The sequence below is a fragment of the Corynebacterium sp. LaCa78 genome (assembly GCF_046717505.1).
GTDB lineage: Bacteria > Actinomycetota > Actinomycetes > Mycobacteriales > Mycobacteriaceae > Corynebacterium.
In genome coordinates this window covers 1,396,838-1,410,938 of the sequence record NZ_CP177112.1, presented here as the reverse complement: position 1 = coordinate 1,410,938, position 14,101 = coordinate 1,396,838, and the positions used below count along the sequence as shown (strand labels likewise).

The following is a 14,101-nucleotide window of genomic DNA, read 5'->3' as shown; positions in this document are numbered from 1 at the left end:
ACCCAGCCTTTCCCCATAACCCACCGTGGCTGTGGGGGTGAAGGCTGGGTGCTTTTTGCATGCTTGCGGGGCCCTTGAGTTCAGAGGGGCGCTGCGTTCGGGAGCGCTGTGGGTGCAGGTCTCGTTAGACTTAAAGCATGGAGATTCAAGGATTTACCGCGGGCCCATTTAGCACCAATACTTATATCGCGGCGGAGGGAAAGCGCGCTTTCATCGTGGATCCAGGCATGGATTCCACGTCGCAGGTTCTAGCGTACGACTATGACTATGAAGCCATCGTGCTCACGCACGGGCACATTGACCACACTCGCGAGGCCGGTGACTTGGCGCAGGAGCTCGATATCCCCGTTTATATTCATCCCGCAGATAAGTTCATGTTGGATTCTGGGGAGGGTGTTTCCGCCCAGGCACAGGAGTTATTCCACGCCTCGAGAATGGTGCCCATTTCCGATCTCCGCGAACTCCACGGTGGGGAAGAACTGGAGCTAATCGGGCATACATTTACCCTCCAGCACGCGCCTGGGCATTCGCCGGGGTGCGTATTGATCATTTCGGATACTTTTGCCCTTACCGGGGACGTACTTTTTGCCGGGGGAATGGGGCGGGTCGATCTGCCGGATTCTAATCCACAGGCCATGCTGGACTCATTGGCGGGACCGGTGTGGGATTTAGACGATAAGCTGGACATTCTTCCCGGCCACGGCCCAACCTCGACCATGCGTCAGGAGAGGGCGACCAACCCATTCCTGCGAAAATCCCATGGGGTAGTCTAGTGACCATGAGTGAAGAGAAGCGGTTCCAGGCACTGTCCGCACCGAAGGGTGTGCCAGACTATTTCCCACCAGAGTCTGCGACTTTTTATAAGGTCCGCCAGACCATGGTGGAACAGGCGCATCTTTCCGGCTTTCAGCACATTGAATTGCCCATTTTTGAAGATACCGCGCTCTTTGCCCGCGGCGTGGGCGAATCTACCGACGTGGTCTCCAAGGAGATGTACACCTTTGCAGATCGCGGCGATCGCTCAGTGACCCTGCGCCCAGAGGGCACCGCGGGTGTGATGCGCTCGGTCATTCAACACAATCTGGACCGCGGTCAGCTGCCGGTAAAGCTGAACTACAGCGGGCCGTTCTTCCGCTATGAGCGCCCGCAGGCAGGGCGCTACCGCCAGCTTCAGCAGGTTGGCGTGGAAGCCATTGGCGTCGACGATCCCGCATTGGATGCGGAGGTCATCGCCCTGGCGGATCGCTCCTATAGGGCCCTGGGACTTTCCGGGTACCGCCTGGAATTGACCAGCTTGGGCGACCGGAATTGCCGGCCCGCCTACCGCGAAAAGCTGCAGGAATTCCTGTTTAAGCTGGACTTGGATGAGGAAACCCGCCGCCGCGCGGAGATCAATCCCTTGCGCGTCTTGGACGATAAGCGCCCAGACATGCAGGAGCAGCTTGCCGATGCCCCATTGATGCTCGACTACCTCAACGCCGAGTGCCGCGAGCACTTTGAGACCGTAACCGGCATGCTGGATGATATGGGTGTTGCCTACGAAATCAACCCGCGCATGGTGCGCGGCTTGGACTACTACACCAAGACCTGTTTTGAATTCGTCCACGATGGCCTGGGTGCGCAATCCGGTATTGGCGGCGGTGGCCGCTACGACGGGTTGATGGCGCAGCTTGGCGGCCAAGATCTCTCGGGCATCGGCTATGGCCTCGGCGTCGACCGCGCCATCCTCGCCCTTGAAGCGGAGGGAATCACCTTAGAAGGCAGTGATTCCCGCGTGGACGTCTACGGCATTGCCTTGGGCGCAGCGGCCAAGCGCCGCATGACCGGGATCATCAATGACCTGCGCAAGGCGGGAATCGCCGCGGACATGTCCTTTGGTGATCGCGGCCTTAAGGGGGCGATGAAGGGCGCTGACCGCGCGGGCGCGCGCTTTGCTCTGGTCTTGGGAGACCAAGAACTAGACAATGGCACCGTCGCCGTGAAGGACTTGGCCGCCCACGAACAGCGCGATGTTGAACTATCGCAGCTGGTTGCCATTCTGGGGCAGGATCTAGAAGGCTAAACGCAGGATCAAAAAAGGGGGCACCGAAATTACTCGGTGCCGCCCTTTTATGTGCTTTTGACTGATTAGCACTCCACCTGGGAAACGCTAAAGCCCATCGTCTTGGCCAAGCCGCCGAGGGAGGTCTCCTTGTACTTGGAGAGCATATCGCGGCCCGTATCCGCCATGGTTTGTACGGCATTATCTAGGGTGACGTGGTGGGTGCCTTCACCCATCATCGCCATGCGGGCGGCGTTAATGGATTTCACCGCGCCGATGGCGTTGCGCTCAATACAGGGGATCTGCACTAATCCACCTACCGGGTCACAGGTAAGGCCGAGGTTGTGTTCAAGGGCGATCTCTGCCGCATTTTCTACCTGGGCAGGCGTTGCACCAAGGAGTGCTGCCATTCCCGCAGCGGACATGGACGAGGCGGAGCCGACTTCTCCCTGGCAGCCCACCTCGGCGCCGGAAATTGAGGCATTTTGTTTGATGATCATGCCGATTGCGCCGGCGGTGAGCAGGTAGCGGCGTGCGGATTCGCGGCAGAAGCCACCATGGAAATCGCGCGCATAGTGCAAGACTGCGGGAATGATGCCGCAGGCGCCGTTGGTGGGCGCGGTGATAACGCGGCCGCCCGCAGCGTTTTGCTCGTTGACCGCTAAGGCGAAGAGGTTGACCCATTCCATGGCGGAAAATCCAGAGTGTGGGTCATTTTTCTGCTCGAGCAGCTGCGCATACATCTTGGGGGCACGCCGCGGCACTCGGAGACCACCGGGCAAGAGGCCCTTGGTGGAAATGCCATCGGTCACGCATTCGCGCATGATGTCCCATACGAGGTCCAAGTGGCGCAGGACAAAATCCGCGCCGCCCTCGTCCTGATGAAGTACTTCCTCATTGGCGAGGACGATTTCCCAAATATCTTTGTCGTTGGCCTCGCAGAGGTTGAGCAGTTCTTCACCGGTGGTGAACTCATAAGGCACGGTATCTTCTACGGTTGCTGCGGCAACGCCGGCGGGTACCTCGTGGCTATCGGCCATCTCCGCGTCTAACTCTTTGCGGGAGAGGATGAAGCCACCGCCGACGGAGAAGTACTGCTCGTCTTCAGCCAAGATAGTGCCATCAGCATCCCAGGCCTTGAAGATCATGCCGTTGGGGTGCTGGGGCAGTGGCTCGTTCTCAAAGGCAATTTCGTAGTCGACGGAGCCGGACGGGCCGGAGATGTTGCCTTCACTGGGGATTATGCCGCCGGCTTGTGGCTCGGCATCGATGGGAACGGTCAGCGGCTCCCAACCGGCGAGTCCCAGAATGACGGCGCGGTCGGAGGCGTGGCCGCGCCCAGTGGCGGCAAGCGAACCGCGCAGCTCCGCGGAGACGCGGGCGGGATGGGTATCGAGGGATTCTAGAAATTGCTTCGCGGCGCGCATCGGCCCAACCGTGTGTGAGGAGGAGGGACCAATGCCGATGGCGAAAATGTCAGTAACGCTAATAGTCATGGTGAAAGCCTTAAGAAACCTTTCTTGGTAGCAAGAGAGTTATCAGTCCAAGAGCATGAAAAAGAGATTTTCTCAGGCGCGGGGATTCAAGTGGAACATTTCTAAAATTCAAGCGTAGAGAAATATGTGACATGTATCAATTTTAGAATATGCGATAGGTATTGCGGCGCTAGTGCTTTCCGTCGTATTGGGACAAAATTTCCTCGAAAGGCAGAAATTCCTCGTCCACTCCGATCCCAGTGGGGCGGGAATGGGGTCCGGGCTTAGGGGCATCGGCAAGCCCGGCGACCCGATCCGTTGGGCGGATCATCTGATCTGCAAGCTGGGTGGCGGCGCGCTCGATGCGGCTGCGAATGCGCGCGCCCTCGGCGGTGCCCAGATCTTCTGTTGCCTGGAAAATGCCGGTGGGAACGACGTGGGCGTGCAGGTAATTCAATAGGGGGCGCAGCGCATAGTCCAAGATGAGCGCGTGGCGCGGTGAACCGCCCGTAGCGGCAACGATGGTAGGCAGTTCCTCCAAGGCGTGCGAATCCAGAACATCAAAAAACATCTTGAACAGCCCGGAGTAGCTTCCTTGGAACGCGGGCGTGACGGCAATAAAGCCATCGGCCGTAGACAGCAGCTCTTTCGCTTCATCCAAGTGGGGCGTCGGGGCCGCCCAATTGGTCATGGCCGTGGCCAATTCAGAAGCAAGGGTGCGCACCTCAATGATGTGGGTGTTCACGCCTTCACCGCGTGCGGAAATCTTTGCCTCGGTGGCTTCTGCAATAGTCTCAGCTAATTGCCGGGTAGATGATGGCTCCGATAGCCCGGCCGTGAGGACAACCAAAGATCGCATTGTTTAGTCCTCCTTTCCAGGGCTTACGCGAAAGTGTGGGGAATCTGGGTGCTGCTTGAGCGTGGCATGCGTTGGTGGGTCTGAGGGTACATGGTCTGGTCGCCGCTGCTCAAAGCGTCGGCGGAGCTCTGGGACGACTTGAGTGCCAAGAATTTCTATCTGCTTGAGCACCACTTCTTGCGGCAGGCCCGCGTGATCGATGAGGAAGAGCTGGCGTTGGTAATCGCCCACGTAGTCCGCAAATTTCAGGGTGCGCTCAATAACCTGCTCTGCGGTACCCACGGTCAGCGGGGTGTAGTCAGTAAACTCCTCCAGGCTAGGCCCGTGCCCGTACACGGGTGCGTTATCGAAGTACGGGCGGAAGAACTTCTTGGCTTCCTCTTCAGTATCGCCAATGAATACCTGGCCGCCGAGACCCACGATGGCTTGGTCGGCCTGACCGTGGCCATAGGAGGCGAAGCGGCGCCGGTACATGGTGACCATCTTGGCCGTGTGTTCCTGATTCCAGAAAATATTATTGTGGAAGAACCCGTCGCCATAATAGGCCGCTTGTTCTGCAATCTGTGTAGAGCGAATTGAGCCGTGCCATACAAACGGCGGGACGCCATCGAGGGGCGCCGGGGTAGAGGTAAACGCCTGCAACGGGGTGCGGAATTTGCCCTCCCAGTTGACGCTATTTTCGCGCCACAGGCGGCGCAGCAAGTGGTAATTTTCCACGGCCAAGGGGATGCCTTGGCGGATATCTTTGCCAAACCACGGGTAGACGGGGCCGGTATTGCCGCGTCCCATCATCAGGTCCACACGGCCGCCGGAAAGGTGCTGCAAAAAGGCGTAATCTTCCGCGATCTTTACCGGGTCATTGGTGGTAATTAGCGTCGTGGAGGTAGAAAGCTGCAGGCGCTTAGTCTGCGCCGCAATATAGGCCAGGTGGGTCGTCGGGGAGGAGGGGACGAAGGGCGGGTTGTGGTGCTCGCCTGTGGCAAAGACATCGAGGCCCACTTCTTCCGCCTTGAGCGCGATTTCCGTAATATTGCGGATTCGCTCCGCCTCTGACGGGGTTTCGCCCGTCGTTGGATCGGTGGTCACATCTCCGACCGTGAAAATGCCAAATTGCATGGTGTCCCTTTCTACGTACCTATAATCATTGTACGTGACATGTCAACAACGTGGGAGGGGAGATTGTTCCCAAACGAGTAAAGAGGGGGACGGGAATTAGCTGTAGACCCCGCGCCCCAAGGTGTCGCACTCAGCCATCCGGCCGGAATTATAACCAGCAAGGAAAGCCCGCTGGCGTTGCTCGGAGGAGCCGTGCGTCCACGCATCGGGTTGGACCTGCCCGGTGGAACGCCGCTGGATATTATCGTCGCCCACAGCCTGCGCCGCGGTGACTGCGTCAGCGACCTGCTGCTGGGAAATCGGTTCCAGCAGCGCATCCTCGCCCTTATCTGCATGAGAAGCCCAAATACCTGCGTAGCAATCTGCCTGGAGCTCGATCTTTACCGCATTGGAATCCGCGCCGGGGTCGTTATAGTCAGATAGCTGCAGCGTGCCCTCGAGCTGCTGAATGTGGTGGCCAAACTCGTGGGCGACGATGTACATCTGCGCGAATGGGGCATTGTGCGCGCCGTAGTTGCTCAGGGAATCGAAAAAGGTGGTATCGAAATACGCCGATTGGTCGGCGGGGCAATAAAAGGGACCCGTGGCTGAAGAGGCGGTGCCGCAACCGGAATTGGTGGAGCCATTAAAAATCACCCGGCCAGGGTTGGTGTATTCGATGCCGGCTTGCTCGGGCAGCTCGGCGGTCCAGACGTTATCCACGCTCATGGCGGTAAACATGACCCGGCAGTCATCGTATTTATTGCCGTCTTCTGCCGTTTGGCAGTGATCGAAGGCAGAATCATCGGCACCGGAGTGGGACTGCTCATTGCCCAGGAGGGCGCCAATATCGGAGGGGTTTCCTCCCAATAAGAGGTAGAGCCCGACGAGCATGACGGAGCCGATGCCGCCGCCTAAAGCGAGGCCGCCGCCACCGCCGGAGGTTGCGCGCTGGCCATCGAAATCGGCACCAGATTTAAACGTCATGCCTAAATAGTGCCACACCTTTTCGGCGTCTTCAGTGCGTACCGGCCACATTTATGCGCGGTACTGGCAGCGGCGTCCGGTTCGCACCCATGCCTAGTGCCTTAAATGGAATTAATAGGAGAAGAAACGGCGATGGGATGTAGAATTGGCCAAGTTCCTAGTCTTGTGCTTGGTTGGGCGCGCGCTGTTTACGCGTGGCTGGACCCGCAAGTAACTCCATTTCAGAAGGGATTGAATTATAGTGCTGCGTACCCATTTGGCCGGTGAGCTCCGCAAAGAACTGGCAGAAGAGACCGTAACCCTAACCGGTTGGGTGTCTCGTCGCCGTGACCACGGCGGCGTGATCTTCATTGACCTGCGCGATCGTTCCGGCATTGCCCAGGTGGTCTTCCGCGAATCCGATGTGGCAGAGCGCGCCCACGACCTGCGTTCGGAATACTGCGTCAAGGTAACCGGCGTAGTGGAACCGCGCCCAGAAGGCTCCGAAAACCCGAACCTGCCTTCCGGAGACATCGAGGTCAACGTCACCGACCTGGAGGTGCTCAACAAATCCGCAGCGCTGCCCTTCCAGGTAGATGATCCTTCCGCCTCTGGCGAGGTAGGCGAGGAGACCCGCCTGAAGTACCGCTACTTGGATCTGCGCCGCGAGCGCCAGGCAAAGGCCCTGCGCCTGCGCTCCGCTGCCAACCGCGCGGCCCGCAACGTGCTGGATAAGCACGATTTCGCCGAAATCGAAACCCCTACCTTGACCCGCTCCACCCCTGAGGGCGCCCGCGACTTTTTGGTCCCTGCCCGCCTGAAGCCGGGCTCCTGGTACGCGCTGCCGCAGTCGCCGCAGCTGTTCAAGCAGCTGCTGATGGTGGCGGGCATGGAGCGCTATTACCAGATCGCGCGGTGCTACCGCGATGAGGACTTCCGCGCCGACCGCCAGCCGGAATTTACCCAGCTAGACGTGGAGATGTCCTTCGTGGATCAAGACGATGTCATTGCGCTTGGTGAAGAGATTGTCAAAGAGCTGTGGAAGCTCATCGGCTATGACATTCAGACCCCGATCCCGCGCATGACCTATGCCGATGCCATGAAGTACTACGGCTCCGATAAGCCGGATCTGCGCTTCGACATCAAGATCGTCGAGTGCACGGAGTTCTTCAAGGACACTACCTTCCGCGTCTTCCAGAACGAATACGTCGGCGCCGTAGTCATGGACGGCGGTGCTTCGCAGCCGCGCCGCCAGTTTGATGCATGGCAGGACTGGGCCAAGCAGCGCGGCGCCAAGGGCCTTGCCTACATCACCGTTGCAGAAGATGGCACTTTGGGCGGGCCAGTAGCCAAGAACATCACCGACGCGGAGCGCGAGGGCATCGCCGAGCACGTGGGCGCAAAGCCTGGTGACGCCATCTTCTTCGCCGCCGGCGATACCAAGTCTTCCCGCGCGCTGCTGGGTGCGGCCCGCGGTGAAATCGCCAAGAAGCTCGACCTCATCAAGGAAGGTGACTGGGCCTTTACCTGGGTCGTTGACGCCCCGCTCTTTGAGCCTTCTGCCGATGCCACCGCTTCCGGCGACGTGGCCTTGGGCCACTCCAAGTGGACCGCGGTGCACCACGCTTTTACCTCGCCGAAGCCGGAGTGGATCGATTCCTTCGACGAGAACCCGGGCGAGGCCACGGCCTACGCTTATGACATCGTCTGCAACGGCAACGAGATCGGCGGCGGTTCTATCCGTATCCACCAAGAAGATGTGCAAAAGCGTGTCTTCGAGGTCATGGGCATCGGCGATGAGGAAGCACAAGAAAAGTTCGGCTTCTTGCTTGACGCTTTCTCCTACGGCGCACCTCCACACGGCGGCATCGCCTTTGGCTGGGACCGCATCGTGTCCCTCTTGGGCGGCTTTGACTCCATCCGCGACGTCATTGCCTTCCCGAAGTCCGGTGGCGGCGTGGATCCGCTTACCGATGCCCCCGCGCCCATCCCTGCCGCACAGCGCAAGGAGACCGGCGTGGATTTCAAGCCGGAGAAGAAAAAGAACGGCGAAGAGGCTAAGGCCGCGAAATCAGAGCAGGAGAACTAGCTCTTAGGCTCGCTATCACGACACCATTTTTAGGGTAAGCGGGGCGCGCGTCCTCGCCGCAGCGGAAACTTGTGCGGCGAGGGTGTAGCCCCCGCTTTGTGTTGGCGGGCATACTGGATAGAACTATGGTTGATACACAGACAGTGCTTTCGGCCGATGAGGTCATTGGTGCCGCATCGGAAATGTTGTCGCGCCGCTTTGGTGGCACGCCGGAAATGTCAGACATTGAGGATCTAGGCGGATCCGGCAATGCTTTAGTCCTGCGCGCGAAGGTTGCCCCTAGCGCCTTTTTGCCGCATCGCTCTGTGGTCATCAAATACAATCCGGTCACCGGCTACGGCGTGGATGACGCGGCAATGCTGCGCGAGGTCGTGGCCTATCAATTCACCACCGCCTTAGCAGAAGACGTGCGCCCAGGGCCGGTGCTGCTTGCGCATGATTTAGACCGGCGCATCATCGTCCTGACGGATTTGGGGGAGGCCGAGACCCTTGCGGATGTGCTCTTAGAATCCGGCGATGAGGATCGCATTCGGATCCTGCGCTCCTTGGGCACGGCATTGGGGCATATCCACGTAGGCACCGCGGATCATGAGCAGGATTTCGAGACCCTGCTCAACCGCACCTTGCGGCATAACCCGGAATACGCCGATCACCAATCTGTGCGCGATCAGTCCCTGTATCGCTCCATCGGCATCGGGCTGAGCCTGCTTGATGAGGCGGGGCTTGAAGCCCCCGAAAGCTTCCGCAGTTTAGCCGATCAAGCCGCTGAATCCCTCGCCTCCGGCAAGGATAGGGCCTTTACTCCCTTCGATTTATCGCCGGATAACATCATCGTCTCCAAGCGCCTGCACTTCTTGGACTATGAATGGGCCGGTTTTAGGAACGTGGGCTTTGACGTCGCGTGCGTTATCGCGGGCTTCCCGCAGTTCCTGTTTTCTAAGCCAATTACGGATAAGGAAGCAGATATATTCCTCGCCGCATGGTCGCGCGAGGTATCTGAGGTGTGGCCGCGCTTTGCCGACGAAGACGAACTGCACGGGCTTATCGTCGCTTCCCTCATTGGCTGGGCCTTGTCGAGCGTGACCACGATGCACGCTGGCGGAATTGAGGGACTGGTTGCCCTTGCTAGCGGTGACGCGGAGATTGTCCATGACCCAAAGCGTTCGATCCTGCGCCCGCCGGAAAGCGGCCCTTTTAATGAGGACGAGCTATTGGTGCGCCAAGATTTGTACGAAACCTTTGACGCGCTCGCGCGCTACGCCGCCCAATGCGGGACCGCACCGTGCACGTCCATCGCGGAGTTTGGCACCATCGTTGCCCGCCGCGTCCACGACGAATAATCACTACACCTTTCTGGGGAGCTAAAACCACATGAGCCAGGATTCTCTCTTCGGCGCCTCTCCCAATGCCGGTGGCACTATGGGCGGCGAAGGCTCGCCATCGTCTTTTCCCACAGCCAATCTCTTTGCCACGCACTCCGGTTCGCCCTTGGCCGCTCGCATGCGCCCACAGACTCTAGAAGAGGTCGTGGGCCAGGACCACCTCCTTGCCCCCGGCAAGCCGCTGCGCCGCTTGGTCGAGGGGTCCGGCGAGGCTTCGGTCATTTTGTATGGGCCGCCGGGTACTGGCAAGACGACGATTGCCTCGCTGATAGCCAGCCAGATGGGCCAAAACTTCGTCGGCCTCTCCGCCCTTGACTCAGGGGTGAAGCAGGTGCGCGAAGTCATTACCCACGCCCGGCAGGAACTCATCCACGGCCGCCGAACGGTCCTTTTCATCGATGAGGTGCACCGTTTCTCCAAAACCCAACAAGACGCCTTGCTGGCGGCGGTTGAAAACCGGACGGTCCTGCTGGTTGCAGCGACGACCGAAAACCCATCCTTCTCGGTCGTCTCGCCGCTTCTTTCCCGCTCGCTGCTTTTGCAGTTGCACTCGCTGAGCGAGGAGGATCTTAAGGGCGTAGCCCGCCGCGCGTTAGACAGCGATCGGGGGCTAGGCGAGCGCGAGCTAAGCATTACTGATGAGGCGCTCAACCAGCTTGTCGTGCTCTCTGGTGGCGATGCCCGGCGCAGCCTGACCTACCTCGAGGCGGCCGCGGAAGCAGTCGACGATGGCGGCGAGATCACCGCGGCCACGATTACGGATAACGTGAATCGGGCGGTGGTGCGCTATGACCGTGACGGCGATCAGCACTACGACGTGACTTCTGCGTTCATCAAGTCCATCCGCGGCTCCGATGTCGATGCCGCGCTGCACTACCTAGCGCGCATGGTGGAAGCCGGCGAAGATCCCCGGTTTATCGCCCGCCGCCTGATGGTTCACGCCTCAGAAGATATTGGCATGGCAGATCCCACCGCCTTGCAAGTCGCCGTTGCCGCTGCAGAGGCGGCGCAACTGATCGGCTTGCCAGAAGCGCGCATCCCACTGGCGCAGGCAACGATTCACTTGGCGACGGCGCCGAAATCTCCGTCCGTCATCGCTGCTATTACTAAGGCGCAGGCCGATGTCGCGGCCGGCAAGGTGGGCCACGTGCCGCCGCACCTGCGTGATGGGCACTATGAGGGCGCCAAGCGGCTGGGAAATGCCACGGGGTATTCCTATCCCCACGATGACCCGCGCGGGGTAGTGGAGCAGCAATACCTGCCCGATGAGCTCGAGGGCACCGTATATTATGAGCCCACCGAGCACGGCGCGGAAAAGCGAATCTTTGACTATATTGGCCGTTTGCGCAGGATACTTCGCGGCAAGCGCCGCTAAGTGCGAACCGGCTCGACCGGTTTTGGCCCCACCGATGGGCACAGCCTGCCTACCTGTAGGTAAAGTTGGGTGGGTTAGAAAGCTTCTTGATGGAAGATAAAAGCTTAGACAGTTAGGATTATTGCTCGTGAAGACTCATGAGATCCGGGAACGGTTTACCCAGCACTTCGTCAATTCTGGTCACGAGGTTGTCCCCAGCGCCTCTTTGATCCTGGATGACCCTAACCTGCTTTTCGTTAACGCGGGCATGGTGCCCTTCAAGCCCTATTTCTTGGGCCAGCAGACCCCACCATTTTCGCAAGGCCTTGCCACCTCTATCCAGAAGTGCGTGCGCACCTTGGATATCGAGGAGGTGGGCATTACCACCCGCCACAACACCTTCTTCCAAATGGCGGGCAACTTCTCCTTTGGTCAGTACTTCAAGGAAGGCGCCATTTCCAATGCATGGAACCTGCTGACCAAAGACGTAGAAGACGGCGGGTTTGGCCTGGATCCGGAGCGCCTGTGGGTCACCGTGTACCTCGATGATGATGAGGCAGCGGAAATCTGGCGCGATAAGATCGGCGTGCCAGAAGAGCGCATCCAGCGCCTAGGCATGGAAGATAACTACTGGTCCATGGGCGTGCCGGGGCCGTGTGGCCCCTGCTCGGAAATCTATTACGATCGCGGCCCCGAATACGGCAAGGACGGCGGCCCGATTGCGGACGATAACCGTTACATGGAGATCTGGAACCTCGTGTTCATGCAAAATGAGCGCGGCGAGGGAACCGGAAAGGGCGATTTTGAGATCGTCGGCGAGCTGCCGAAGAAAAACATCGATACCGGCTTGGGCATCGAGCGCGTCGCCTGCCTCTTGCAGGGTGTAGACAACGTTTACGAGACCGACCTGCTGCGCCCGGTCATTGACGTCGCCGAGGAGCTTACCGGCGCCACCTACGGCGAGAAGGCAACGCAGCAGGAAAATATCCGCTTCCGCGTGGTGGCTGACCACTCCCGCACCGGCATGATGCTCATCTTGGATGGTGTTACCCCAGGAAACGAGGGTAGGGGCTATATCCTGCGCCGCTTGCTGCGCCGCATCATTCGCTCAGCAAAGCTGCTGGGTGCCGAGGGCGCTACCATGGAGCGCTTCATGAATACCGTCATGGATACCATGACCCCGTCCTATCCAGAGATTGCGGATAACCGCGAGCGAATCCTGCGCGTGGCCATCAACGAGGAAAAGGCGTTTTTGAAGACGCTGGAGTCTGGCACCAAGCTTTTCGATGAAGCCGTGGAGGACCTGCGCTCCACCCACCGCGCCAAGACCCAAAAGGTGCTCTCCGGTGACAAGGCCTTCGAGCTGCACGATACCTACGGTTTCCCCATCGACCTCACCCTGGAAATGGCGCAAGAGGCCGGCCTTGACGTGGACATGGACGGCTTTAATGCCGCCATGGGCGAGCAGCGCCGCCGCGCCAAGGCCGATAACCAGGCCAAGAAGCACGGTCACACCGACCTCTCCTTGTACCGCGACTGGGTGGATAATAACCCCACCGTATTCACCGGCTATGAGGAACTGGTCTCGGGTGCCAACGTCATCGGGCTGGTCAAAGATGGCCAAAAGGTCAACGAGGTACACGAGGGCGATGAGGTTGAGGTCATTTTGGACCACTCGCCGCTCTACGCTGAGTCCGGTGGACAGATGGCTGACCGCGGCCGCATTTCCGCGGGCGAATCCCTCTTGGAGGTCAATGACGTCCAGAAGATTGGCAAGAAGCTGTGGGTACACAAGGCTTCCGTTACCGCCGGTGGGCTCGACCTGGGCATGTCCGTTGAGGCTTCCGTAGATGAGAAGTGGCGCCACGGTGCGACCCAGGCCCACTCGGCTACCCACCTCATCCACGCGGCCCTGCGGCAGGTGCTGGGACCCACCGCAGTGCAGGCGGGCTCCCTGAACCGCCCGGGCTACCTGCGCTTTGACTTCAACTACACCGAGCAGTTGAGCCAGGAACAAATGGAAGAAATCGCGCTTATTACCAACCAGGCGATCGATTCCAATATGGCCGTCAACACCATTGAGACCTCGCTGGAAGAGGCCAAGGCGATGGGCGCCATGGCCCTGTTCGGTGAAAACTACGGCAACCAGGTGCGCGTGGTGGAAATCGGCGGACCATTTTCCATCGAGCTCTGCGGCGGTACCCACGTGGGTTCCTCGGCAGAAATTGGACTGGTTTCCGTGCTTGGCGAGTCCTCGGTGGGCTCCGGCGCCCGCCGCATTGAGGCCTACTCCGGCATGGATGCCTTCCGGTACTACTCCAAGGAAACCGCGCTGGTAGAGGGCGTATCCCGCGAGCTAAAGGTGCAGTCTGAGGAACTTCCGGAGCGGATTTCGCAGCTTTCGGAGCGGCTCAAGGCGGCCGAAAAGGAAATTGAGGGCCTGCGCAAGGCGCAACTGACCGCGCGCGCCTCTGAAATCATCGACTCGGCTACCGAGGTCAATGGCATCAAGACCATTACGCTCCAGCTTCCCGATGGCACCTCGGGCGGCGACCTGCGGACCGTGGCCACCGATATCCGCAACCGCATGAAGGATACGGCCGCGGTCATCGTGCTCGGCGCGGTGGATAAGGGCAAGTTCCCGTTCATTGCCGCCGCTACGGGCAAGGCGGTGGACGAGGGCGTGAAAGCTGGGGACATCGTCAAGCGCCTTGGCGAATACGTCAACGGCCGCGGCGGCGGCAAGCCAGACATGGCGCAGGGCTCTGGTACCGCGCCGGAAGGTGCGCAGCGGGGCTTTGAGGCCGTCAAGGATCTGTTGCAGTCGCGATAAGGATTCA

General features: G+C 59.6%; 10 protein-coding genes. 6 read left to right on the top strand and 4 right to left on the bottom strand.

From position 1 onward, the window contains the following. Window positions 1-137 precede the first annotated feature (137 nt). Both ACLI1O_RS06765 and hisS read left to right on the top strand, forming a co-directional pair. Window positions 138-773, top strand: a complete 636-nt coding sequence (locus tag ACLI1O_RS06765) for an MBL fold metallo-hydrolase (RefSeq protein WP_239268252.1) — start codon at window positions 138-140, stop codon at window positions 771-773. Window positions 774-778: 5 nt separating this feature from the next. After that, a complete protein-coding gene (gene hisS, locus ACLI1O_RS06760; RefSeq protein WP_239268250.1) occupies window positions 779-2,062 on the top strand; it encodes a histidine--tRNA ligase in 1,284 nt (427 codons plus the stop codon). Window positions 2,063-2,127: 65 nt separating this feature from the next. Here the strand turns inward: hisS and ACLI1O_RS06755 are convergent, their stop codons facing one another. From ACLI1O_RS06755 to ACLI1O_RS06740, 4 genes are all read right to left on the bottom strand, one after another. Beyond that, the gene (locus tag ACLI1O_RS06755) at window positions 2,128-3,537 is read right to left on the bottom strand and encodes an L-serine ammonia-lyase (protein WP_284771480.1); all 1,410 of its coding nucleotides are present in this window, start codon (window positions 3,535-3,537) and stop codon (window positions 2,128-2,130) included. Between the two features lie 169 nt (window positions 3,538-3,706). Continuing rightward, the gene (locus ACLI1O_RS06750; RefSeq protein ID WP_284771481.1) at window positions 3,707-4,375 is read right to left on the bottom strand and encodes an FMN reductase; all 669 of its coding nucleotides are present in this window, start codon (window positions 4,373-4,375) and stop codon (window positions 3,707-3,709) included. A 3-nt stretch (window positions 4,376-4,378) separates the two neighbouring features. After that, entirely contained in the window at window positions 4,379-5,491 is a 1,113-nt protein-coding gene (locus ACLI1O_RS06745) for an LLM class flavin-dependent oxidoreductase (RefSeq protein ID WP_284771482.1), read from the bottom strand. A gap of 96 nt (window positions 5,492-5,587) precedes the next feature. Beyond that, window positions 5,588-6,457, bottom strand: coding sequence for a neutral zinc metallopeptidase (locus ACLI1O_RS06740; RefSeq protein ID WP_284771483.1), 870 nt, complete (start codon window positions 6,455-6,457; stop codon window positions 5,588-5,590). A gap of 241 nt (window positions 6,458-6,698) precedes the next feature. Here ACLI1O_RS06740 and aspS point away from each other — a divergent pair, with 241 nt between their 5' ends. The 4 genes from aspS (at window position 6,699) to alaS (ending at window position 14,094) form a co-directional block, all read left to right on the top strand. Further along, window positions 6,699-8,525: an aspartate--tRNA ligase gene (gene aspS, locus ACLI1O_RS06735; protein WP_023030669.1), complete on the top strand. Its 1,827-nt coding sequence runs from the start codon at window positions 6,699-6,701 to the stop codon at window positions 8,523-8,525. Between the two features lie 125 nt (window positions 8,526-8,650). Beyond that, complete coding sequence (locus ACLI1O_RS06730) at window positions 8,651-9,865, top strand: phosphotransferase family protein (RefSeq protein WP_005279032.1); 1,215 nt, start codon at window positions 8,651-8,653, stop codon at window positions 9,863-9,865. A 31-nt stretch (window positions 9,866-9,896) separates the two neighbouring features. Further along, window positions 9,897-11,282, top strand: a complete 1,386-nt coding sequence (locus ACLI1O_RS06725) for a replication-associated recombination protein A (RefSeq protein ID WP_284771484.1) — start codon at window positions 9,897-9,899, stop codon at window positions 11,280-11,282. A 127-nt stretch (window positions 11,283-11,409) separates the two neighbouring features. After that, window positions 11,410-14,094: an alanine--tRNA ligase gene (alaS, locus tag ACLI1O_RS06720; protein WP_284771485.1), complete on the top strand. Its 2,685-nt coding sequence runs from the start codon at window positions 11,410-11,412 to the stop codon at window positions 14,092-14,094. Window positions 14,095-14,101: the final 7 nt, after the last annotated feature.

Excerpts from the sequence above, each read along its gene's own strand:
- ACLI1O_RS06755 (WP_284771480.1), bottom strand. The coding sequence starts at position 3,537 with ATGACTATTAGCGTTACTGACATTTTCGCCATCGGCATTGGTCCCTCC.
- ACLI1O_RS06725 (WP_284771484.1), top strand. The coding sequence starts at position 9,897 with ATGAGCCAGGATTCTCTCTTCGGCGCCTCTCCCAATGCCGGTGGCACT.
- ACLI1O_RS06750 (WP_284771481.1), bottom strand. The coding sequence starts at position 4,375 with ATGCGATCTTTGGTTGTCCTCACGGCCGGGCTATCGGAGCCATCATCT.
- ACLI1O_RS06745 (WP_284771482.1), bottom strand. The coding sequence starts at position 5,491 with ATGCAATTTGGCATTTTCACGGTCGGAGATGTGACCACCGATCCAACG.
- ACLI1O_RS06765 (WP_239268252.1), top strand. The coding sequence starts at position 138 with ATGGAGATTCAAGGATTTACCGCGGGCCCATTTAGCACCAATACTTAT.
- ACLI1O_RS06740 (WP_284771483.1), bottom strand. The coding sequence starts at position 6,457 with ATGACGTTTAAATCTGGTGCCGATTTCGATGGCCAGCGCGCAACCTCC.
- hisS (WP_239268250.1), top strand. The coding sequence starts at position 779 with ATGAGTGAAGAGAAGCGGTTCCAGGCACTGTCCGCACCGAAGGGTGTG.
- ACLI1O_RS06730 (WP_005279032.1), top strand. The coding sequence starts at position 8,651 with ATGGTTGATACACAGACAGTGCTTTCGGCCGATGAGGTCATTGGTGCC.